22 protein-coding genes are annotated in these 22,748 nt (G+C 35.4%); 1 reads left to right on the forward strand and 21 read right to left on the reverse strand.

The window, feature by feature from the left end:
- Positions 1–91 precede the first annotated feature (91 nt).
- From B5X81_RS06425 to B5X81_RS06440, 4 genes are all read right to left on the reverse strand, one after another.
- A complete protein-coding gene (locus tag B5X81_RS06425; protein ID WP_079490315.1) occupies positions 92–1,951 on the reverse strand; it encodes a sigma-54 interaction domain-containing protein in 1,860 nt (619 codons plus the stop codon).
- A gap of 287 nt (positions 1,952–2,238) precedes the next feature.
- Entirely contained in the window at positions 2,239–3,873 is a 1,635-nt protein-coding gene (gene groL, locus B5X81_RS06430; protein ID WP_079490317.1) for a chaperonin GroEL, read from the reverse strand.
- 175 nt (positions 3,874–4,048) lie between these two features.
- Positions 4,049–4,333, reverse strand: a complete 285-nt coding sequence (groES, locus tag B5X81_RS06435; RefSeq protein WP_079490318.1) for a co-chaperone GroES — start codon at positions 4,331–4,333, stop codon at positions 4,049–4,051.
- A gap of 311 nt (positions 4,334–4,644) precedes the next feature.
- A complete protein-coding gene (locus B5X81_RS06440; RefSeq protein ID WP_079490320.1) occupies positions 4,645–5,541 on the reverse strand; it encodes a DNA-3-methyladenine glycosylase family protein in 897 nt (298 codons plus the stop codon).
- A gap of 120 nt (positions 5,542–5,661) precedes the next feature.
- Here B5X81_RS06440 and B5X81_RS06445 point away from each other — a divergent pair, with 120 nt between their 5' ends.
- Complete coding sequence (locus tag B5X81_RS06445; RefSeq protein WP_079490321.1) at positions 5,662–7,032, forward strand: hypothetical protein; 1,371 nt, start codon at positions 5,662–5,664, stop codon at positions 7,030–7,032.
- Positions 7,033–7,119: 87 nt separating this feature from the next.
- On the opposite strand, the gene ade (B5X81_RS06450) is transcribed toward B5X81_RS06445, so the two are convergent.
- The 17 genes from ade (B5X81_RS06450) to B5X81_RS06530 form a co-directional block, all read right to left on the reverse strand.
- The gene (ade, locus tag B5X81_RS06450; protein ID WP_079490323.1) at positions 7,120–8,832 is read right to left on the reverse strand and encodes an adenine deaminase; all 1,713 of its coding nucleotides are present in this window, start codon (positions 8,830–8,832) and stop codon (positions 7,120–7,122) included.
- Positions 8,833–8,840: 8 nt separating this feature from the next.
- A complete protein-coding gene (locus B5X81_RS28365; protein WP_079490324.1) occupies positions 8,841–9,827 on the reverse strand; it encodes a xanthine dehydrogenase family protein molybdopterin-binding subunit in 987 nt (328 codons plus the stop codon).
- Position 9,828: 1 nt separating this feature from the next.
- Positions 9,829–11,160: a xanthine dehydrogenase family protein molybdopterin-binding subunit gene (locus tag B5X81_RS28370; RefSeq protein WP_280175250.1), complete on the reverse strand. Its 1,332-nt coding sequence runs from the start codon at positions 11,158–11,160 to the stop codon at positions 9,829–9,831.
- Positions 11,087–11,575, reverse strand: coding sequence for a (2Fe-2S)-binding protein (locus tag B5X81_RS06465; protein WP_079490327.1), 489 nt, complete (start codon positions 11,573–11,575; stop codon positions 11,087–11,089). The genes B5X81_RS28370 and B5X81_RS06465 overlap by 74 nt, the downstream gene beginning before the upstream one ends.
- 70 nt (positions 11,576–11,645) lie before the next feature.
- Positions 11,646–12,503 carry an FAD binding domain-containing protein gene (locus B5X81_RS06470; RefSeq protein WP_079490329.1) on the reverse strand — a complete coding sequence of 286 codons (858 nt, stop codon included), beginning with the start codon at positions 12,501–12,503 and terminating at the stop codon, positions 11,646–11,648.
- A 15-nt stretch (positions 12,504–12,518) separates the two neighbouring features.
- Positions 12,519–13,853, reverse strand: a complete 1,335-nt coding sequence (locus B5X81_RS06475; RefSeq protein WP_079490330.1) for a 5'-deoxyadenosine deaminase — start codon at positions 13,851–13,853, stop codon at positions 12,519–12,521.
- Positions 13,854–14,030: 177 nt separating this feature from the next.
- A complete protein-coding gene (locus tag B5X81_RS06480) occupies positions 14,031–15,377 on the reverse strand; it encodes an NCS2 family permease (RefSeq protein ID WP_079490332.1) in 1,347 nt (448 codons plus the stop codon).
- An 87-nt stretch (positions 15,378–15,464) separates the two neighbouring features.
- Positions 15,465–17,279, reverse strand: a complete 1,815-nt coding sequence (ade, locus tag B5X81_RS06485) for an adenine deaminase (protein ID WP_079490333.1) — start codon at positions 17,277–17,279, stop codon at positions 15,465–15,467.
- A gap of 10 nt (positions 17,280–17,289) precedes the next feature.
- Positions 17,290–17,577 carry a EutN/CcmL family microcompartment protein gene (locus B5X81_RS06490; protein WP_079490335.1) on the reverse strand — a complete coding sequence of 96 codons (288 nt, stop codon included), beginning with the start codon at positions 17,575–17,577 and terminating at the stop codon, positions 17,290–17,292.
- Positions 17,578–17,623: 46 nt separating this feature from the next.
- Positions 17,624–18,406 carry a flavoprotein gene (locus tag B5X81_RS06495; RefSeq protein WP_079490336.1) on the reverse strand — a complete coding sequence of 261 codons (783 nt, stop codon included), beginning with the start codon at positions 18,404–18,406 and terminating at the stop codon, positions 17,624–17,626.
- A gap of 47 nt (positions 18,407–18,453) precedes the next feature.
- Complete coding sequence (locus B5X81_RS06500) at positions 18,454–18,729, reverse strand: BMC domain-containing protein (protein ID WP_079490338.1); 276 nt, start codon at positions 18,727–18,729, stop codon at positions 18,454–18,456.
- A gap of 46 nt (positions 18,730–18,775) precedes the next feature.
- Entirely contained in the window at positions 18,776–19,210 is a 435-nt protein-coding gene (locus B5X81_RS28375; RefSeq protein WP_079490339.1) for a BMC domain-containing protein, read from the reverse strand.
- 22 nt (positions 19,211–19,232) lie between these two features.
- A complete protein-coding gene (locus B5X81_RS06510; RefSeq protein ID WP_079490341.1) occupies positions 19,233–19,625 on the reverse strand; it encodes a hypothetical protein in 393 nt (130 codons plus the stop codon).
- 12 nt (positions 19,626–19,637) lie between these two features.
- Positions 19,638–19,907 carry a BMC domain-containing protein gene (locus B5X81_RS06515; protein WP_079490342.1) on the reverse strand — a complete coding sequence of 90 codons (270 nt, stop codon included), beginning with the start codon at positions 19,905–19,907 and terminating at the stop codon, positions 19,638–19,640.
- Positions 19,908–21,269 (reverse strand): UbiD family decarboxylase, encoded by a 1,362-nt coding sequence (locus B5X81_RS06520; protein WP_079490344.1) that lies wholly within the window; start codon positions 21,267–21,269, stop codon positions 19,908–19,910.
- 204 nt (positions 21,270–21,473) lie between these two features.
- Positions 21,474–22,040, reverse strand: coding sequence for a UbiX family flavin prenyltransferase (locus tag B5X81_RS06525; RefSeq protein ID WP_330397343.1), 567 nt, complete (start codon positions 22,038–22,040; stop codon positions 21,474–21,476).
- On the reverse strand, positions 22,041–22,643 hold the full coding sequence (locus B5X81_RS06530; RefSeq protein ID WP_079490345.1) for a cysteine hydrolase family protein: 603 nt from the start codon (positions 22,641–22,643) through the stop codon (positions 22,041–22,043).
- Positions 22,644–22,748 lie beyond the last annotated feature (105 nt).

A 22,748-nucleotide genomic window follows, 5' to 3' on the forward strand; every position in this document is an offset into this window, starting at 1 on the left:
CCGTTTAATCGAACTAATATTATAGACAATCTCCCTTAATGCTGTATTTTTCGACAAAAACATAGTTCGTTTTAGCGGACCATTTTCCGTATTATCGAACTTCTATTTCATACTTCTTTATCTTGTCATAAAAAGAAGTTTTTCTAATATTCAATATATCCATGGCTTGTTTTTTATTACCATTGCAAATTTTTAGAGCATTAATAATAGCTTTTTTCTCTGCCTCCATTACTGCTTGTTTAATAGTTTTAATATTATTTATATCTTCTTTTGCATCCCCATTACCTGTTTCAATTTTTAAATGCTTTGAAAGTATAGTTCTACCATCACAGAGAATTACTGCCCTTTCAAGAATATTTTCCATTTCTCTAACGTTTCCCGGCCAATTATAATTTTTAAGTTTTTTTAAAGCTTGTCCAGAAATATGTTTTTCTTCACATCCAACCTTTTTACAGATTTCTGGCAATTTTGAATATACAATAGGGTATATATCCTGCTTTCTTTTCCTAAGTGGTGGTATCCAAACGGGAAATACATTTATTCTATAAAATAAATCCTCCCTAAATCTACCTTTTAAAACTTCCTCCTCTAGGTTTTTATTAGTGGCTGCTATAATTCTCACATCAATTTTAATTTCCTCTGTACCACCTACTCTAAAAAAAGATTTACTTTGTAAAACCCGTAAAAGCTTTACCTGAGTTGAAAGAGGAATTTCAGATATTTCATCTAAAAATATAGTTCCCGATTTTGCCATTTCAAAAAAACCAATTTTTCCTTTTGTTCTAGCTCCAGTAAAGGCTCCTTCTTCATATCCAAAAATCTCGCTTTCAATAAGGGATTCTGGTATAGAAGCACAATTAACGTGAATAAAGGGGTTATTCTTAAATTTACTTGCAGCATGTATTTCCCTTGCCATTAAACCCTTTCCTGTTCCACTTTCTCCAAGAAGGAGAACTGTAGAGCTTGAATTAGAAGCCTTATAAAGAAGTTTTTTAACCTCATTTATTTCATCACTTTCTCCAATTATATTTGGAAACATATTAGCAACACTTTCTCTTCCACTAATTTGTTTTTCAATTTCTTCTAATTTCAAAAATGCTTCATTTCTCTCTTCTATGAGTTTCTTAAGTTCTGATATGTCCTTAACTTTTAAAATAGCCCCTACTCTTTTACCATCTCTATCCACTGGTGAAAGAGAACACAGAGTAGGTCTGCCGTTTATTTCTATAAATTTATTTTTAAAGCTTATACTTTTACCTTGGGCAGCTTCATAGAATTCCTTAATATCAGAAACATGCCCATGAATATCAAAAATATCTCTCCCTATAACTTCTACTTCAAGATTTTGCCCCTTTGCCATATATTCCTTACCATTAAGCAAATCTAAAATACTTTCCTTTCTTATGGTATATCCATTAGCTTGATAAAACTTTACTTCTCCAGTTTGGCCTTCAAGTACCACCATATGACCTATTGCACTTATATACTCAATTTCAAACTTTTCACCATTTACGATAATATCAATAATTTTACCTACTATATCAATATTTACAGTTATATCTATTCCCTGAAAACTTGTATTCAGTTTCATAAATTTTCCACTATCATTTTTCATATATTTATATATAGGAATAATCTTTTTATTCATATAGGAGCCTATAGCTATAATGGAATCCCCTATTTTTATATTTTTATCTTCAATACCTATTACACTTAAATTATTTGGAGTAAGTCCACCGTCATCTCTTCCAAGATTATTATCTGCTATTATTACAATATCTCCCTCAATGATTCTTCCTGATTCATGTCCTCTTCCCTGATTATAAATAACACCAAAAACTTCCTTTGCCTTTTTATTATATATTTGAATTTTGCCATTATTATCAATAAAAATAAACCCTTCAGACATCATATCTGTAAATTGATTAATATAATCTATATCAGCAAACATAAAAGCCTCCTTGTCATAATCTTTAAGATAAAGTTTTAGAATTAAAACTAAAATCTTTACTTAAACCCCTATATATATTTAATTACTACCATTATATACAAATTATAATAGATTTAAAACAAGAATTGTTTTCAGAGTATTTGGTTTATCCATATAATTGAGGAAATGAAAAAGAGGCTTTACAAAAGTTCTAAGAACTTATGCAAAGCCTCTAATATTAGCAAAATGTTGTTAAATCAGTTTTATGAAATTATAAAACTGTTGTAATCAACAGATTTAACCATTTTTTACATCATTGGAGGCATTCCGCCGCCCATTCCACCCATTGGTGGCATATCAGGTTTTTCTTCTGGAAGCTCAGCTACTGCAGCTTCAGTTGTTAAGAATAACGCAGAAATTGATGCAGCATTTTGAAGAGCTGAACGAGTTACCTTAGTTGGGTCAACGATGCCAGCTGCAAGCATACCAGTGTATTTTTGATTTAAAGCATCAAAGCCAACACCATCTTCACTATTTCTAACTTTTTCAACTACTATTGAGCCTTCTAATCCCGCATTTATAGCAATTTGTCTTAATGGCTCTTCAAGGGCTCTTCTAACTATTAATGCTCCTGTTCTTTCATCTCCCTCAAGGCCTTCAAGCATTTTTTCTACTGCTTTAGCAGAATTAATAAGTACTGTACCACCACCAGCAACAATACCTTCTTCAACAGCTGCTCTTGTTGCATTTAATGCATCTTCTATTCTTAATTTTCTTTCTTTCATTTCAGTTTCAGTAGCAGCCCCTACTTGGATAACTGCAACTCCACCAGAAAGCTTAGCAAGTCTTTCTTGTAATTTTTCCTTGTCAAAGTCAGAAGTAGTTTCTTCAATTTGAGCTTTTATTTGTTTAACTCTATCTGATATAGCTGAACTATCTCCTGCACCATCTATGATAGTAGTGTTCTCCTTGTCAATTTTAACAGACTTAGCTGTACCAAGCATATCTATTGTAACGGTCTTAAGATCTAATCCTAATTCTTCAGAAATCACTTGACCACCAGTTACTATAGCTATATCTTCAAGCATTGCCTTTCTTCTATCACCAAAACCTGGAGCTTTAACTGCAACACATTCAAAGGTTCCTCTTAATTTATTAACAACAAGTGTAGCAAGAGCCTCACCTTCAATATCCTCAGCAATAATTAACAATTTCTTTCCTTGTTGAACTATTTGCTCAAGAAGTGGAAGAATTTCTTGAATGTTTGTAATCTTCTTATCTGTAATCAAGATATATGGACTTTCAAGGGCAGCTTCCATCTTTTCAGTATCAGTCACCATATATGGAGAAACATATCCTCTGTCAAACTGCATACCTTCAACTACATCTAAAGTAGTTCCCATAGTTCTTGATTCTTCAACAGTAATTACTCCATCTTTTCCTACCTTTTCCATTGCTTCAGCTATAAGAGATCCTATTTGACTATCGGCAGCTGAAATAGAAGCAACATTAGCAATAGCTTCTTTTCCTTCTATTTGCTTTGAATTTTTCTTAATTTCTTCAACAGATACTTCAACAGCTCTTTCTATACCTTTTTTAAGTATCATTGGATTTGCACCTGCTGCAACGTTCTTTAATCCTTCTCTAATTATAGCTTGAGCAAGTAATGTAGCTGTAGTTGTACCATCACCAGCAACATCATTTGTCTTAGTAGCTACTTCTTTAACTAATTGAGCACCCATATTTTCATATACATCTTCTAATTCAATTTCACGGGCAATAGTTACACCATCATTAGTAATAGTAGGTGAACCAAACTTTTTATCTAAAATAACATTTCTACCCTTAGGTCCTAATGTAACCTTAACTGTATTAGCTAATTTATTAACACCTTCTTCTAGTTTACGACGAGCATCTTCACTGAATCTAATTTCCTTTGCCATTGTATTACCCTCCTTATGTAATCAGTTAATAGTTTAAATTAAGTAAATTGCATAATTATTACCTTTAAAAATTTACTACCCATATAGTTTTTAAGTCTTTAAAACCATACCATATATACTATGCAATTGTTCTAATTTAAATTTATGAAATTTCCTAAATCGTTAATTGATTTCTCTATTCTACTACAGCTAATAAATCACTTTGTTTCAAAATAGTATATTCTTCTCCGTCATACTTGATTTCAGTTCCTGCATATTTTGAGAATATAACCTTATCTCCGACTTTAACTTCCATTTTAACCTCTTTACCATCAACCATACCGCCTGGTCCTACTGCCATTACTTCAGCCATTTGAGGTTGTTCTTTAGCTTGACTTGGTAAAACTATACCGCTTTTAGTTTTTTCCTCAGCTTCTACTTTTTTGATAACAACTCTGTCACCTAATGGTTTGATGTTCATTATAAAACCTCCTCTTTTTTTCTTTATTTAAATGTAATTACAAACTTATTTATTAGCACTCACCTCAGTTGAGTGCTAATCACAATACTAATTTACAATATAAGTAATTATAACGCAAATCCTATTTAAGTCGATTTAGAGTTGTTTTAAGTAATTTTTTTTAATTATAATTGCTTTTTAAAATTTTTTTTCTATTATCTTCATATTTCTCTTTATTATTCTAATTTATTAATAATTATGTTATTTTTTCATGTTTTCTTTAATTTTTTTTGCTTTTAACCCCACTATAAAAGGACTGTTTTTTGTAAAATTTATCTTTTAGATTGCTTTTTTCCTCTTCCTATCTTTAATTCCCTAGCATAATAAAATAAATACTGCTGAGCAAAACCAGCCAAGGGTCCAAACTTATTTTGTGCAAATTGCTGAATTTTTTTTAGACTCGTACCTTCTGGTATATAAAAATACTCCATGACTCTTTTTACCCATATATCTATAGGAAATGCATCATCTTTATCCATAGAAAAAAGCATAATACAATCTGAAACCTTAGGCCCTATTCCTGGAAATTCCATAAGTCTCTCCCGAGCCTTTTCAGTACTTAAGTTTTTAAGTCCATAGATATCTACTCCATCTTGAACTATAAGCTTTGCGGCACTTAATATATATTTACCTCTAAAGCCTATTCCACTAAACATAATATCATCTACATCTAAATTATATAATCTTTCAGCTTTGGGAAAGTTGTAATGGTCTCTTCCTTTGTACTGTCCAATATACTCTCCATAATTTTTGCTTAGGGCTTCTATAGCTCTTTTTATCATAGGTATCCTATTATTTGCTGAAATTATAAAGGATACGAGGGTTTCCCATTCATCCTGTTTCAATATTCTAATACCATATCCAAACTTCGTTGAAGTTAACATAGTATCATCAATTTCAGATAATTTTTCTTTTATATCTCCATAATCTCTTTTTAAATCAAAGTAATTATACCATACATCCATAAATTCACTATAATTGGTATTATCAATATATACATTATCTCCTTCCTTTTTTAAATTGATAACCTTACCCAGGGCAACTCCCGTATAGCTTCCGTCATCTTCCTTATTCCATCTAAAGCATTGTCCACATTCAAATATATGGGGTAGTTCAAAATCCTCTACTTCTTCTAAGATTACTCCATTTTCCTTTTCTTTAACTCTCATATATTAAAACACTCCTTATCTATAAAAGTTTTTTATCTTCAACATACTAATCTTTGAAGGATTTGAAAATTATATGTAGAATTAGTTATTAGTCAAAAATGGTAAAAAGGGTGAATCTTTATGGATGATTTTATAAATAAAATGAAAAACAATATTATATTATCAAATCAAGATATAAATCTTCTACGAAATGCCATCAATAAAGAACATCCCCAGCTTGATGAATCCTCTAAAGCTCGTATTTTGGCCAGAAATATTCACAATATATTAAATAAAAATCTAAAGGGCTTCACTAAAGATTATAAAAGCAATGTGAAAAACAATCTGATAAAAAATACATTCCTAAGCAATAGAAAAATCATATATCAATACGATGTACTAAAAGCATGTGCAGCAAACCAGGATACAAGTCTTGAATTTATATATCAAATAAACAAATGGATAAGCACACAAATAGATGAAGAAATAGACTTAAATATTATAAAAAATATAATTCAAGAATTAAGTGTTGAACCTGAAAGCATTACATATAATGATACTTCCTTAAGTAAAATTCTAGAAGAAAACGATAAAAATATTAAAGAAAAAAAACATGACAATATAAAAGAAAATCATAATAATTCTTCAGATAATAAAACAATATCTGATGATGAGTGCATCATAGAAGATGAAAACCTCAATGATAATAAAGAAATATCCTCTAAATGCCATGTAAAAGTTAAACCTATTATAAAATATATCGCCAAACTTAAAAACAAAATTCTATATATTTTGGAAACAAATATGTCAGATGAAGAAACCAGAAAATATATACTTATATATTCCCTAGCACTGTGCCTTTTACTCATACCCATTACTCATATTTTTAAAAACTATATATATAAAGACAGAGCAGCTTTTATTGAACTGGTTACAAGTGCAGAATATAATAATATAAACTTAGAATTTGAAGACAATGATTATGAAATTAGCAAGGATTTAGAACTCATGACCAGTCACTTACCGGATCATTTTAAATACAAGAGAATAAATGAAAAGGAATTGAGAAATTACTTAATAGAAAAAAACTCTCTTTTAGCTAAAGAACCCTATTTCTCAACCATAATTAAATGCGCCAAAGAATTCAATCTAAATCCTATCCTATTATTTTCAATAGCTGGTCATGAGCAGGCCTTCGTTCCTAAAAATCATAAATTTGCTAAAAAAATTGCTAATAATCCCTACAATGTATTTAAGAGCTGGGAAAATTACAATACTAATATAGTAGATTCTTCTAGAATCGCCTCTAGAACCGTTATAAATCTTTTAAAGGGTCGACCAGAAAACGAAGACCCTTTTAAATGGATAAACAGAAAATATGCCCAAGACAAAAAGTGGTGGAAGGGAGTTAAGGAAATATATAGTACCCTAGAGAAAAAATCAGGGTTAAAGGTAAATATTGATGGTTCTACTAAAGCCAATGAAAAAGTATATTTTGATCCTACAAATTAAAATGGTGACAGGAAAATATTCTCTCAATCCTCTCACCATATTTGTCAATCATTCCTTTATTAACAAATGAAATTTTCCCACCTCTCTTTATTCACTCTTCACACTTAAATCTATAAAGTCAAATTTCGTCACATCAAATAGCCCTACGTCTGTAAGCTTAAGCTCTGGTATTACAGGAAGTGCAAGAAATGCTAGGGTCATAAAGGGATCTATATCCTTATTTACGCCCATATCATAGGCTATTTTTAACATTTCCTTCAGCTCTGCACTTACCTCATCTAGAGCCTTATCAGACATCAAACCAGCTATAGGCAGGGGTAATGATTTTAAAACCTTACCCTTAGAACATATGGTAATTCCACCACCTATTTCGTCTATTTCTTTAATAGCTAGAAGAATATCTTCATCGTTATCTCCGGCTGTAATGAGATTATGGGAATCATGGGCAACAGTCGATGCTATAGCTCCACTCCTTAGATTGAAGTTTTCAACAAGTCCAAGTCCAATGTTTCCAGTTCTATTATGTCTTTCAATTACAACAAGCTTTAAGATATCAAGCATATCATTATATTTAAAATACCCCCCTTCTGTGTCTACCTTCCTAATTACCTTTTTAGTAACAAGGCTGTGGGCCGATAATCTCATAACATTTACAATGTCACTCTCTAATTTTATTTTAAGCATATCCTTATTTACTTCACTTAATTTTACGGTATCAATTACCTTTGAGTTATTCTTGACTTTAACCTCAAATAGGGCCTTGCTGTCTTTGGCAACCAGCTTACCCTCTTTAAATACCTTTTCAATATTAAAACTTTCCATGTCATCTATAACTATTAAATCTGCCAAATACCCTGGTACAATAGCCCCTCTGTCATATAATCTATAGCACTCAGCCGCATTCAAGGATGCGATTTTAATTGCAGCTATAGGCTTGATTCCATTCCTTATGGCCAACCTAATATTGTTATCAATATGTCCGTCGTTCAATATATCCTCTGGATGTCTATCATCGGTACAGAACAATGTTCTCCTGAGATTAGCTCTAGTTATCCCCTTTACCAAGGCCTCCAAATTTCTTGCAGCAGAGCCCTCCCTTATTAGTATATACATACCTAATCTAATCCTGTCCTGCATTTCTTCCACAGTTGTACATTCATGTTCCGTTTTTATCCCTGCACTAACATAAGCATTTAATTCTTTTCCAGCAATCCCCGGTCCATGCCCATCCTTTAACTTATCTCCTGCCATTTTTATTTTTTCAACAACCCCTTTATGTCCTCCAATTACACCGGGATAATCCATCAGTTCCCCTAGACCCAAAACCCTATCACTATTAATCATTTTTTCAAGCTCAGTAGCGCAAAGCTCTGCACCCGAATTTTCAAAGTCCGTTGCTGGTACACAGGATGGAAGCATTACAAATACATCAAGGGGGATATCCCTGCTTCCCTCTAGGATATACTCAATCCCATCCAAACCACATACATTGGCTATTTCATGGGGATCAGCTATTATGGTCGTAGTTCCATGGGGAACTATGGCCTTGGCAAATTGACTTGGTGTTACCATGGATGACTCAATATGTACATGCCCATCTATAAGTCCCGGTGCCACATATTTGCCATTTAAATCGATTTCTTCTTTCCCAGCATATTCTCCTATACCTGCTATCCTACCATCACTTATTGCTATATCTCCTTCGATTATTTCCTCTGAAAACACATCGACAATCTTCGCATTTTTTAGTACTAAATCCCCATCTACTCTTCCAGCTGCTATATCGATTCTTTTTTTCATATACTTGTTCACCTCTCTTTAATTCCCTTTAATATTTTCTCCGGTGAAGCCGGTAGTTCATTTATCCTCACACCAACTGCATCATATATCGCGTTTAATATAGCAGGAGCTACAGGTATCATTACTGGCTCACCTATTCCCTTGGCTCCATAGGGTCCCGTTGATTCTGGATCTTCAATAATAATCTTCTCTATCTTAGGTATATCAAGACTAGTTGGAATAATATATTTTGAGAACTTATTATTTTTTATCATCCCATCCTTCAATACAATATCTTCAAATAGTACATATCCGACTCCCATGGCAAATCCTCCTTCTACCTGTCCCTCTACCATAGAAGGATTTATTGCTCTTCCCACATCTTGTGCACAAACGGCACTGATGATATCAACCTTCCCAGTTTCAGTATCTACTTCTACCTCAACTCCGTAGCAATTAAAGGTGTATGGCCAATAGGGTGCACCCTGTCCAGTAGCCCCGTCCATTTCAGTAGTCTGGGCAACAAATCTCTCGGTTACAGTTAATTTTTTACCCCTGTTCTTAAAGCCCTTAGCAATTTTTTCAAAGCTTATTCTTTTTTGGGGAAACATTTTAAGATATACCTCTTTATCCTCAGCCTCTAATCCCAAGGATGTATTTAACTTTAATTCATCCTTCGCAGCTTCAAACAGTCTTTTCTTAAATTCTTCCACTGCTAATTTTACTGCATTACCTGTATTGTAGGTCTGTCTGCTGGCTGCTGCCGTACCTGAATCAGGAGTTTCGTTACTATCTTCATGGACAATCCTAATATCATCAATGCCAATTCCTAAAGCCTCAGCCCCTATTTGACATAGAATTGTCTTAGCTCCTTGGCCAACTTCCGAAGCTCCAACAGAAATCGAAATTTTACCATTCTCCTCTAATCCTACGGTTGCAATAGAAATGTCAGGAAAACCATTGCCATATCCAGTCCCATAAAAGGATGCAGCAATCCCCTTACCCCTTCTCTTCATATTATATCATCTCTCTTTCTCTTGAAAACATTCTTTCAAATACAGCTTCTATACATTCTTTAAGGGGGACACTCTCCGTAAGAACTTGACCAGTTGCAGTTATACTTCCAATTCCAAAACAATTTTTAAGCCTAATTTCTACAGGGCTGATGCCAAGCTTTTCTGCCAAAATGTCCATTTGCTGTTCATTTGCCACAGGAGTTTGGGTTGCTCCAAAGCCTCTCATTGCTCCACAGAATGGATTATTTGTATAAACTGCATAGCTATCAATCTTAATATTAGGAATTTCATAGGGACCAGTAGCATGGACTCCAGCTTTTCTTAGAACATTAACAGCCCAAGATGCATACGCTCCTGTATCTCCAACTATTTCAGCTTCAAAAACTGTAAGCTTTCCTTCCTTATCCGCTCCCGTTTTAAATTTCATATAAAGGGGATGTCTTTTTGAATGGGCATAAAAGGATTCCTCTCTGGAATAGCATACCTTAACGGGTCTTTTTGTAAGCAAGGCTCCTAATGCAATATGTATCTGCATTGTTATATCCTCACGACCACCAAAGGCTCCACCAACAGCAGGATTCACTATTCTTATCTTCTCCTTTGCATAGCTAAGGGCCTCAGCCACTTCTATCTGATCAAAATGAGGATACTGAGTAGCTGCGCATATTACTATTGTCTCATCTTCTTCCACATAAGCTAAACCACTTTCCAGCTGTAAAAAAGCATGATCCACCATTGAGGTCTTATACTCATTTTCCACTATGACATGGGAGGATCTGAAGCCTTCATCAATATTTCCTTTTCTGCATTTATAATGATACACTATATTGCTGTCTCCATGTATTTTAGGTGCATCATCCTTCATTCCTTCCCTTGGATCAAAAACCGCAGGAAGTTTATCATACTTAACTTCCACATGTTTGCTAGCTTCAATGGCCAACTTCTCATTTTCTGCAATTATAAAAGCCAAAGGATCTCCAATTCTTCTTACTTTATCCTTACAAAAAACCTCGTGGTCTTTAATATATACGCCATGATGATTTTCTCCAATAATATCCTCATGGGTCAATATCTTTACTACGCCTGGAAGTTTCTCTGCTTTACTTACATCCATCGAAAAATATGCATGGGGCTGCATTGACCTTAAAGTAACTCCATAAAGCATATCATCCATGTATAAATCACCAGGATACTTTGCCTTTCCTAGTATTTTTTGTTTCCCATCGACTCTAATTAGATTCTTTCCTACATTTCTATAATCACCCATGGGCTTCACTTCCTTGCTCTTGTAATAATTCTGAAGCCCTTTCAATGGAATCGATAATTTTTTCATATCCCGTACATCTGCATAAATTGCCTGAAATAGCCTCTCTGATTTCTTCCCTTGTTGGATTAATATTTTTATCTAGCAATGCCTTTGCAGACAGAACCATTCCCGGTGTGCAATAACCACACTGCACCGCGCCATTATCTAAAAAGGCCCTTTGTATAGGATGCAAATTGTTTTCATCGCCTAAGCCCTCTATAGTTAAAATCCTCTTACCATGGGCCTGGGTTGCTAAAATCAGACATGAAGTAACTGTTTTACCATCTAATATTACTGTACAAACTCCGCATTCCCCCTCACCGCAGCCTTCCTTTGTCCCTAGCAGTCCCATCTTTTCCCTTAATAAATCTATAAGCCTCAAGTCCTCTTCAACTTCAAGCTTATAATCCTTATCATTAATATTAACCTCAATATTAATCATGGAATTCACATCTCCTTCGTTCTTTTACTTTCCTTAACCTTAAGCTCCCTGCAAAAAATATAAATCCACGCTATCCATTAATGGCATTATAAACAACCTTCTTAAACACCCCCTTTACAGCTTCTCTCTTATATTCTAAGGAACTTCTACCTGCAAGCCTTCGTGTCAAGCTCTCTGAGTACTTCTCTGAAGCCTCTTCAATGGTCTTGTCACAAAGCTCTTTACCCTTTAAAAAGTTCTCAACACTGTACTCTCTGAGGGGATAACCACCTAATGCACCAGAGGCAATCCTAATATTCTTCATTACCTTATCTTCAATCTCTATATAAACCGAAGAACTGATTTTCGATATGGACAACGCATTTCTGGGCCCAAGCTTTTCAAAACCCATATGGATTTTCTTATTCTTTTGAAGGGGAATTTTTATGCTGATTAGCATTTCATTAGATTTTAATGCAGTTTTATTTTTATCCTTATAGAATTCACTAAGCTTTAAGGTTCTTTCTTCATCCTTACTTTTAATATTCAGTATTGCATCCAAGGCCAATAATGGTGGAACTATATCTGCCGCAGGAGAAGCATTACAGATATTTCCTCCAACAGTACCCATGTTTCTTATTTGTGGTGAGCCTACTGACTTTGCAGCCTCCCATAATCCTGGTATTTTGTCTTTAATATATTTACTCTGAACTATTTCAGAAAAGGTCGTTAGTGCTCCCAGTACTATCTCCTTCTCAAAAATTTCAATTTTCTTCATCTCTCCGATATCAGAAATATCAATTATTATGTCTCCCTTATTCTTATCTTCTTTAATATGGACTAATAAATCGGTACCGCCTGCTAAAACCTCTGCTTTATCTCTATGCTTTTCCAGTAGCTGTAGAACGCTATTTATGTCAAATGCCTTGTGCACCTTTGTAATTCCCATAGAATAACTCCCCCTTTATTTAATGGTGAATTTCTCCATTTGCTGCTTAATAAGCATATTAGCATCATCTATGATTGACCTTTCATTTAAGGTTAGAAGCTCTCTATTCCTCATAACAATTTTTCCGTCTATAATTGTAGTTTCAACATTGTGCCCTGAAGCAGAATAAACTAATTGAGATATAATATTAGAACCTTCATGGGGTGCATTACTAATATCATTAAGATCAACAATTGTAATATCAGCTTTTTTTCCTACTTCTAGGCTTCCAAGCTCATTTTCCATGCCCATAGCTTTTGCACCATTTATCGTAGCCAGCTCAAATACCTTTTCTGCCGGCATCGCAGTAGGATTAAGAAGCCTTGCTTTTTGAATTAATGCTGCACTTCTCATTTCTCTAAATATATCTAGATTATTATTGCAAGGTGCCCCATCTATTGCGATGGATACGTTTGCTCCTAATTCAAGTAATTCTGGAATTTTTGCAATACCTGAAGCTAATTTCAAATTAGAATTCGGACAGTGGGCTATCTTAGTTCCTGTATCAGCTAGGATTTTCATTTCCTCATCATCTAACCATACACAATGGGATAATATTAGGTCTTCACCGGTCATTCCAAGCTTATGAAGATACTTAATATTCCTCATTCCCCTATCCCTTTCAACTAATTCTATCTCTTTTCTATTCTCCGACGCATGGGTATGAACCATAACTCCATATTCCTTGGATAGGTCCCTAACCCTTATAAGAAGCTCCTCTGTACATGAAACAACAAATCTTGGTGCAAAAGCATATTGAATTCTTCCATTTGCTGACTTATGCCACTTTTTAAGCAGCCTAACACTCTCATTAATCGACTCATTTGTATCTTCCATAAGAGTTTTTGGTACTCCCACGCCATAATCCATCATACATTTACCTATTATGGCTCTAAAACCACTTTCTTCAATTGCATTTAAGGCAGACTCAGTATGATTTACTGTCTCCATATCTATAATTGAGGTAGTTCCACTCTTTATAAGCTCTGCTATTCCAAGCTTTGCAGAGATATAATTTGTTTTTGCAGTATGACCGCCCTCTAGGGGCCATATTCTCTTTCTCAACCAGTCGAGTAATTCTAAATCATCGGCCTTACCCTTGAATAGGGTTTGAGTTAGGTGAACATGGGTTTGTATCAATCCAGGAATTATAATCTTCCCCTTTGCATCTATCTCTAAATCCCCAGATTTCCCAATAGATGGAGCAATTTGATCTATTCTATCGTCCTTTATAAATATATCGCCCTTAAAAATTTGTCTCTCTTTGTTCATTGTTACTATTGTGCCCTCTGTGATCTTCAGTGTTGACATCTATATCCTCCTTTAGTTGTTTCAAGTTCCAAGTTCCAGGTTCCAAGCTTCTAGCTATGAGCCACTAGCTGCTCTCTAATCTTTTCTGCTTGGAACTTACAACTTAAAACTTGTAACTTAAACCCGGATTTAATATTATCCCCTATCACTTATCATAAAAGATAGGGGATAATAGATTTAAATGAAGAATTTAAATACAAAGATTATGGAAATTATAAACATTAGAGGCGATACGTCTCTGTACTTTCCTGTTAAAAGCTTTAATATTACGTAGCTTATCATACCAAATACAATCCCTTCAGCAATACTATATGCAAGGGGCATCATTATTATTGCTAGGAAGGCTGGTATTGCCTCAGTAAAATCATCAAGATCTATTTCTTTAATAGGACTCATCATGAAAAGACCTACAAGAACTAAGGCTGGTGCAGTTGCAGCGCCTGGTATCATGATAAACACTGGTGAGAATAATAATGCTAGAGCAAACATACCAGCACTTGATAGAGCTGTTAAGCCAGTTCTTCCTCCCTCTGCAACACCAGAAGCACTTTCAACATATGCCGTAACTGTACTTGTTCCTAAAAGAGCTCCTACTGTTGTTCCAACGGCATCTGCAAAAAGAGCTTGTTTAGCATTAGGTAAATTTCCTTTTTCATCCAGCATATCTGCCTTGGTTGCTACACCAATTAGTGTTCCTACGGTATCAAACATATCTACAAACAAGAAGGTAAATAATACAATTAACATATCAACCGAAAAAATATTAGAAAAATCAAGCTTGAAAAGAATAGGACTAAGTGATGGAGGCGCACTTATAAGCTTAAAGCCCTCTAAACTCGTAACTCCCATGGGTATACCTATAATAGTATTAGCTAATATACCTATTAGCAAAGCTCCCTTAACACCCTTAGCAAGCAGCACACCTGTAATTACTATACCTATTAAAGCTAATAATGGATCTCCTGAAGTTATCTTACCTAACTGAACTATAAGACCGTCAAGTTTTCCATCTCCCACATGGAATTTACCTGTTGTTATAACTCCTGAATTTACTAAGCCTATTAGTGCAATGAACAATCCAATACCAACTGAAACGGCTCTTTTTAGGTTCAATGGTATACAATTTATTATTGCTTCACGAATATTTAAAAAGGTAAGAATAATAAAGATAATCCCCTCTAAAAATACTGCTGTTAAAGCAAATTCCCACGAATAACCCATACCTAAAACAACAGTATATGCAAAGAAGGCATTCAGACCCATTCCAGGAGCTAGTGCAACGGGTAGATTAGCGTAAAAGGCCATTACTAATGTAGCAATCATTGCCGATACAGCAGTTGCTGTAAAAACTGCTCCAGAATTCATTCCCGCCGATGATAAAATCAAAGGATTAACTATGAGAATATATGCCATGGTCATAAAAGTAGTTATTCCTGCTGTCACTTCTGTTTTGATATCTGTATTATTGTCGGAAAGCTTAAATCTCTTTTCAAAAAATCCACCATTCTTTGTAAGACTCGTCAATTGTTGCCCCTCCTTTATTTTTAGATCTACTGCTTAATCGATAAATAAATCCCCCCTTTTTCTTAAATTGCAGTAGGTAACTTTAATTTATTTTACTGGGTCTAATATCTCAAAATTTTCTACATCTATTAGGCCCCTATCAGTAATCTTCCATTTAGGACTAGTTGACAGAGCAAGGAATGATAAGTGCATGAATGGAGCATGAACCTTACATCCTAATTGATTCTTAGCTGTGTTCTCTAATTCATTTATTTTTTTACTCACTTCACTGCCTGTAAGTTCGTCGGTTATTAGACCGCCTACGGGTAATCTGAGTTGGCCTAGTATTCTACCCCTATCTGCGATAGCTAGGCCGCCGCCCATTTCTATAACCCTATTTACTGCTAAAGTCATGTCCTCCAAATTTGTACCAACTACTATTATGTTATGGGTATCATGGGCAATACTTTCTGCAAAGGCACCACTATTAAGTCCAAATCCCTTAACAAAGGCCTTTCCAATATTACCATTTCTTCCATATCTTTCAATGCAAGCAATTTCAAGAACATCCCCTGAGGTATCCGGTAGAACTATACCATTTTGTACCCTTAAATCAAACTCAAGGCTGCCCGATAGATTCTGATCAGGTATAAGCTCTAGGCATCTAACAGTGGCTCTACTTCCAGAAGCTTTTATCTCAAGGTCATCCTTTGAAATCGGCCCTCTTTTAACTGAGTTTTTAACTGTGTCTGGGTATACATACTGAGGTATATCTACAACCATTTGTCCCCTGGCTGCTACTAAATTTCCCTCTATAAATACTGCATCAACAATCATATTATTTAAATCACTTATTATGGCAATATCGGCAAGTTTACCAGGTCCTAAAACACCTCTATCCTCAAGTCCAAAATATGTAGCAGGATTTATAGTAACCATTTGTATTGCCTCTACTGGATCTACTCCCTGGGCTATGGTCCTCTTAACAATTTCATTCATATGACCTAGCTTTTCTAAATCCTCTGCCACCATATCGTCGGTTGCAAGTATTGCCCTTCTAGAGTCTAAGCCTTCCTCAGTTACGGCCCTTATGCACTCAGCCATATTCCTTTGGGTAGACCCTTCCCTCATGAAAACATATACACCCTGTCTAAGCTTCTCAACACATTCTTCCTTAGTCGTGGTTTCATGACATGAGCATCTACCTCCTGTTGAAATAATATGGGCTGCAAGCTCATTTCCAAATAACTCCGGTGCATTTCCATCAACAACCTTTCCTATACTTCTTGCGTAGGCCGTTGAAGCAACTAGATCAGTTATTATTTCAGGAGTATTTCTATATACATGTTTAGCGTTACTAAAACCCTGAAGCTCTCCGATTCCAATTATGTTTTTATAATTCAGCATTTCCTCCATATCCTTGGAGCTAATATCTACTCCTGCAGTTTCAAGCTGTGGACAATCTGGAGTTAAGGCAGGCACTACTAAGTGTACATGATTTGGTGTTACATCAGCCTCATCGGCCATTGCTAACATTCCTACAGAACCTAAGGCATTCCCTATTTCATGGGGATCAGCCACTAAAGTTGTAGTTCCTGAAGGTATAGATAGCCTTGAAAACTCTGAAATAGTTAACATACTGCTTTCAAAATGCATATGAGAGTCTATAAAACCTGGTGCCATATATTTTCCATTTACATCTATAAGCAGAGTTTCATTACCAATAAGCTTTTCAGAGTCTCCAACAACTAATATGTGTTTCCCCTTAATTGCTAGGTCAGCTCTATATACTTCTCTAGTTATTACATTGATTACATTCCCACCATGTAAAACTATATCTGCATGCTTCATATCAGACATTAGTACATCTATAAGCTCTCTATATTCCATTGCTTTTTTTATAATATCTGGCTTCACTCCCATCACCGCCTTCCTATTTCTTTTCAAATACATCTAAATATATATCAACGTTATCTATAATCCCAATAATGGCTGCATCAATAGGTGCATCAAGTTTTCTAGCTGCATATCTGGCTGCGGTTCCCTTGGTGTATATTACATATTCACCAATACCTGCACCAACCGTATCCACAGTAATTATTGGATCCCCCATAGGGTTTTTATTAATATTTAGGGGCTGAGTGAATAATAGCTTACACCCAATAAGCTTCTCATCTTTTCTTGTAGCTACAACAGTCCCAATTACCATTCCTGTATACATAGGAACACTCCTTTATTCAGGTGAAGGATAATAGTTTACCTCTAAGTTAGCGTAGTATTATTCTTATCTTATTTTCCTTCGCTACATCTTTGGCTAGAGGAGTTATAATGGTTCCTCTACTTACAGTAAATTCTCCTGTTTTTCCTACTAAATCTAGGATATCTCTTTCTGTTATGACCTTCTTTAAATCTGCTTTTTCTCTTTTGGCAAATTCATTTTTTCTATCTTCATATATACCTGTTTCTTTACCAATACATGCTTGATAGTCATGTTCTTCAATTATTTTTACTCCAAATTCTTTTAGTATTTCCATATGACTATTCATCAAATCCAACATCTTCTTGCTCTTACAGGACATTTGCTTTCTTCCCCATGCTGAATTTTTATTGACAAACACCTTCTTACCAGCCCATAAAAGCTGCCATAACAGCATAGATATAAAGCTATCCTGTATTCCTACAGCTACCTTAGCTAGGGTATTTTGGGTTAAGGCAGGCACTAGGACTATATCCGAGGATTGCACTATTTCCAAGCACCTTTCCTTATCATGCTCAAAATAAATCCTATGTGGACTAAGTAAACCGGTTATTCTTTCAACATCAATAACTTCCTCAGCATTTTTTGAAAAGCATAATGTCAGCAAACAGCCATTCTCTATAAGCTTTTTGAGATTATCAAGGACTTTATCAATTTCTAGATTGCTTCCTGTAAACAATACTAAAATATTATCCTTTTCTACCTTAGAATATTTCTTAGGCTCTATGCTTTGATTATTTATTCTTGTGGTGATATCTCCAAGAACCTTAATTATCAAATCTTTATTAGACATGAAAATATCTCCCTTTTACGAGTTAAACGTTAAACGTTTAAACATCATTATTCTTTATTTAATATAACTCTCTCTACTTCAGAATGTGGACGTGGGATTACATGTACAGAATGAAGTTCTCCTACGGATCTTGCAGCTTCTGCTCCTGCGTCTGTAGCTGCTTTAACTGCACCTACATCTCCTCTTACCATAACTGTTACAAGTCCGAAACCTATCTTCTCATAGTTTACTATTGTTACATTTGCTGCCTTAACCATGGCATCAGCCGCCTCTATTGCCCCTACTAATCCTTTAGTTTCAACTAATCCTAACGCTTGACTCATATAAATGACCTCCTATTTTTTTGTTTGTAATTTAAATTTTTGATTGTTATTTCTCTGAAACTTCCTTTAAATCTTGTATATCTGTCTCTTCTTGCTTAACTTCGTCTTTTTTTATAGATGCACTTTGTTTTTTTCTCGATACTGTTCGTTTCTTCTTTGGCCCACTCTTTTTCTTGTTGTCCTTTTTACTGTTTTCCTTGAACATCTCAATTAGTCTATTCACATCTTCGTGGGGTCTTGGTATTACTTTAGATGCCAAAACTGTTCCCACTTTTCCAGCGGCACTAACTCCAGATTCAACTGCCGCCTGTACAGCTGCTACTTGACCAACTAAATGTATCGTTACACTTACTGATTTGCCTGCACCGATAACCTTTTCACATCCAATAAGTTCTACATCAGCCGTATCTGTAGCTGCATCCAGCGCTGCTGCCGCTGCAGATAGCCCTACTGTTTCTATAAGTCCAAGTGCTGCACCCATAAAGGCTTACACCTCCAAATCTCTATCTTTTCTTCCCAATGGAAGTTAAAGAAACCTTTGGAACTATATCTTCTAAACTGACTTTGTTAATTCTCCCTATATATGGCTCCTTGATTTTCTCAGTTCCTGAATCATTTTCTGTCCTATTCTGACCTATACTTTTACTAATAAGCTCCTCTAGTGTAATATGCTTACTTAAATTTTTACTTTCAATGTGTCTACTTACGTCAACCTTTCTTTTGGTTTCAGCTTGTGAATTCCTATTATTTTCCTTGTGTATAATATTCATTATCATATTTTTTTCTTTATCGCCTATATGCATCTTACTTCCTCCGGTACCGGTATTATTACCTTTGCCAAGGGTACATTTCTCTACTATGTTTTGCATAATTACTCTGGTTAACTGATTTGTCATTCTAACACCCCATTACTCGCCAAATAATTTGTCCAGTTCTTCATTTGGTCTAGGTATTACATTTACGGATATTACCTCAGCCATGTGCCCCGCAGTAGACTTTGCATTCTCAATTGCAGCCTTTACAGCCGCCACATCGCCTTCAATAATAACTGAAATTACTCCGGAACCCACTAAGTTAAAGTCCTTTATACTTACATCAGCAGTTTTAAGCATGGTGTCGACAGCTTGTATTGCTGCTACCTTACTTCTAATTTCAAAAAATCCAATTGCTTGCCTCATCTACATACCCCCTTTAAATTTGGGGAAGTACTTTTCTATATCAATCTTTTCATAACCAGGAATTATAGCCTTATTAAATTTTATTCCTGCTTCCCCCAGCGGTTTAGTAGCATCGATACCTACCTTGTCGGTAATCCCCCTAATATTATGAGAGGGATCTAATCCTGATCCATGTGCACCACTTACTACCACTATATCCTTAGATGCTTGAACTCTGGTGGCAAGGGCTCCTTCTATATCATCACCGTCAAATATATCAATATCTTTATCTACAACAATTACATGCTTCATATCCTTATTGCTGCCAAGTGCTCCTAGAATGACGCCCTTTCCATCCCCTTCCTGCTTTTTGTTAATTGAAACAATTCCATGAAATCTGCATCCCCCACCTATTGTCATATTTACATCCTTAATATCTGCAAACTTGCTGACATGCATATAAAGCTCAACTTCTCGCATCAGTCCATTGGAGAGATGTTCTTCTCTGCAAGGGAAGGAGACCTGAAAGATCGGATTATTTCTAAACATCACCGTTTTAACTTCTATAACAGGATGATTAGCTATATTACCGTAGTATCCCATCAGCTCGCCAAATGGCCCTTCAACCTCTTCTTTGCCATGGGGGATAACTCCCTCAAATACTATCTCAGCGTGGGCAGGAACTTCCAAGTCAATTTGATGGCACTTAACAAGTTCTAAAGGTTCTCCCCTTAATGCACTATCTACCTCGTATTTGTCCACACCATAGAGTTCACTACTAACTTGTGATGCTAAAAGAAACCCATAGTCATAACCTAATATAACTGCCACCTCAAGATCCTTCTTCTTAGCCTTTAGTTCCTGTAGCTGCCCTGTAAGCAACGGTGATGCTATTAATATGCTTAAGTTATCTCCTCTATTTACTTGAAGTCTTCGGATAGAAGTATATCGCTTTCCGGTTTCATGATCTTTGATTATTACAACACCTGCTGTGATAAAACTAGAAGAATCACTTTCATGAAACGTTGGTATAGGGAATAGCCGTGTAATATCTATATTTCTAGTAAGTATATTTTCCTTAACAGGACCATTATCCAATAGTTTAGTGCTCTGGGGATTTGCTATTGCATCCATGAACTTACAAATACGCTGCTCATGGTTTGTATTTACCATATGGTAGAATATATCCCTATCTCCGAACATACCTCCTATAACCGATACATTACTTCCCTTTACATTGTTAAACAGTATTGGTTTTTTGTTGCTGAAGTGTTTAAGAACTGCTCCCAATTCAAACTTAGGATCAACTTGTCTTTCACATACTAAAAGTTTGCCACTCTTCCTTAATTTCTCTAAATCAGCCCTTAACATTTGTCTTTCCATTTAATCACTCCTAAAGCAAAGGTGCCTTCGTCACTTTGTCAGTTACAAGTTCCATGTTGCAAGTTCCTAAGTCTTTTTTAGGGTCTTAAAACAAAACTCATTCTACTATTTTTCTATAATAGTTTAATGCTCCAAGCTACACCTGTCTTGTAAGATTCTTTTTCTTGGAACTTGTAACCTGCAACTTGAAACTCAGAAAATATCCTATTTCCATCTTTTAAATAGGTTTGTATCTATGCCTAGTTGGTCTAAGACTCTTCCAACCATTATATTTACTAAGTCCCCTATTGTCTGAGGGTGATGATAGAAACCAGGGGATGCTGGAACTATTCTTACACCCATCCTGGCAAGTTTTAACATATTTTCAAGATGTATTACACTGAGAGGTGTTTCCCTAGTCACTAAAACCAGCTTTCTACCTTCTTTGATTGTTACATCTGCTGCCCTATGAATTAGATTTAAACTCAAGCCCCCTGCAATAGCACCCAGGGTGTTCATTGAGCAAGGTATTATTATCATTCCATCGGTTTTGAATGAACCACTGGCAACAGGAGCTGCCAGATCATCTATTTTATGGAAATAAGCTGCCATAGATTTTAGGTCATTAATTTCTATATCGCATTCATGCTTAGTAACGTATTCTCCCATCTTCGATACGATTAAATGGGTTTCTATATCTAATTGTTCTAGAGCTTTGAGCAGCGCCACTCCATATAAGGAACAGCTTCCCCCTGTCACCCCAACTACTATCCTCATAGTTTTCGACCCCATTTACTCAACTTTATTCTCTTGGTCTCCTCCACCTAGCCATGGGTCTTCACCTTTTTCCCATGCATCTATATACTCGTCAATAGTCATTACCTTAGTAAAGATACTTAAATCATTTAAGCCATATTGATGCATTTCTTCGGTTTTTGATGCACAAGCATCACTCAAAGTGATAACCTTATAGGCATTATATAAAGCGTCAGATGCCGTACTTCTTACACATACGTTTGTCCAAACCCCTGTAACTACTACTGTATCAATATTTTCTTCCCTTAAATAAAGATCAAGATCAGTGTGGGCAAAGGCACTGTGCCTTCTCTTAGGGATGGTATACTCATCTCCCTCGGGATAGAGATCCTTTATGAAGTCTGAACCCCATGTTCCCTTAACGGCGTGAACAGGTCTAACTCTAAAGTCTGCATCGTTTTTTCTATGGGCTTCTTGGATATGAACTAGATGGATATCATCGTCCTTTCTCCCTCTAACCCACTTAAATAATCTTTGTAGATTAGGTACTATATCATCTCCACCTGGACACCTAAGTGGAGCTTTTTCTCCTATAAAGTCATTTAACATATCTATTACAACTATCGCATGTCTTGGCATTATGATTCCCTCCATTTTTTTATTCATAATAAACTACTACCTAGATCAAGACCCTTGAGCAGGATATATATGAAAACCCTATATCCCCCTACTCAAAAGCCTATC

Origin of the sequence: Maledivibacter halophilus (genome assembly GCF_900167445.1) — a bacterium.
Taxonomy (GTDB): Bacteria; Bacillota; Clostridia; order Peptostreptococcales; family Caminicellaceae; genus Maledivibacter; species Maledivibacter halophilus.

Excerpts from the sequence above, each read along its gene's own strand:
- B5X81_RS06425 (WP_079490315.1), bottom strand. The coding sequence starts at position 1,951 with ATGTTTGCTGATATAGATTATATTAATCAATTTACAGATATGATGTCT.
- groL (WP_079490317.1), bottom strand. The coding sequence starts at position 3,873 with ATGGCAAAGGAAATTAGATTCAGTGAAGATGCTCGTCGTAAACTAGAA.
- groES (WP_079490318.1), bottom strand. The coding sequence starts at position 4,333 with ATGAACATCAAACCATTAGGTGACAGAGTTGTTATCAAAAAAGTAGAA.
- B5X81_RS06440 (WP_079490320.1), bottom strand. The coding sequence starts at position 5,541 with ATGAGAGTTAAAGAAAAGGAAAATGGAGTAATCTTAGAAGAAGTAGAG.
- B5X81_RS06445 (WP_079490321.1), top strand. The coding sequence starts at position 5,662 with ATGGATGATTTTATAAATAAAATGAAAAACAATATTATATTATCAAAT.
- ade (WP_079490323.1), bottom strand. The coding sequence starts at position 8,832 with ATGAAAAAAAGAATCGATATAGCAGCTGGAAGAGTAGATGGGGATTTA.
- B5X81_RS28365 (WP_079490324.1), bottom strand. The coding sequence starts at position 9,827 with ATGAAGAGAAGGGGTAAGGGGATTGCTGCATCCTTTTATGGGACTGGA.
- B5X81_RS28370 (WP_280175250.1), bottom strand. The coding sequence starts at position 11,160 with ATGAAAAAATTATCGATTCCATTGAAAGGGCTTCAGAATTATTACAAG.
- B5X81_RS06465 (WP_079490327.1), bottom strand. The coding sequence starts at position 11,575 with ATGATTAATATTGAGGTTAATATTAATGATAAGGATTATAAGCTTGAA.
- B5X81_RS06470 (WP_079490329.1), bottom strand. The coding sequence starts at position 12,503 with ATGGGAATTACAAAGGTGCACAAGGCATTTGACATAAATAGCGTTCTA.
- B5X81_RS06475 (WP_079490330.1), bottom strand. The coding sequence starts at position 13,853 with ATGTCAACACTGAAGATCACAGAGGGCACAATAGTAACAATGAACAAA.
- ade (WP_079490333.1), bottom strand. The coding sequence starts at position 17,279 with ATGGGAGTGAAGCCAGATATTATAAAAAAAGCAATGGAATATAGAGAG.
- B5X81_RS06490 (WP_079490335.1), bottom strand. The coding sequence starts at position 17,577 with ATGTATACAGGAATGGTAATTGGGACTGTTGTAGCTACAAGAAAAGAT.
- B5X81_RS06495 (WP_079490336.1), bottom strand. The coding sequence starts at position 18,406 with ATGTCTAATAAAGATTTGATAATTAAGGTTCTTGGAGATATCACCACA.
- B5X81_RS06500 (WP_079490338.1), bottom strand. The coding sequence starts at position 18,729 with ATGAGTCAAGCGTTAGGATTAGTTGAAACTAAAGGATTAGTAGGGGCA.
- B5X81_RS28375 (WP_079490339.1), bottom strand. The coding sequence starts at position 19,210 with ATGGGTGCAGCACTTGGACTTATAGAAACAGTAGGGCTATCTGCAGCG.
- B5X81_RS06510 (WP_079490341.1), bottom strand. The coding sequence starts at position 19,625 with ATGACAAATCAGTTAACCAGAGTAATTATGCAAAACATAGTAGAGAAA.
- B5X81_RS06515 (WP_079490342.1), bottom strand. The coding sequence starts at position 19,907 with ATGAGGCAAGCAATTGGATTTTTTGAAATTAGAAGTAAGGTAGCAGCA.
- B5X81_RS06520 (WP_079490344.1), bottom strand. The coding sequence starts at position 21,269 with ATGGAAAGACAAATGTTAAGGGCTGATTTAGAGAAATTAAGGAAGAGT.
- B5X81_RS06525 (WP_330397343.1), bottom strand. The coding sequence starts at position 22,040 with ATGGGGTCGAAAACTATGAGGATAGTAGTTGGGGTGACAGGGGGAAGC.
- B5X81_RS06530 (WP_079490345.1), bottom strand. The coding sequence starts at position 22,643 with ATGCCAAGACATGCGATAGTTGTAATAGATATGTTAAATGACTTTATA.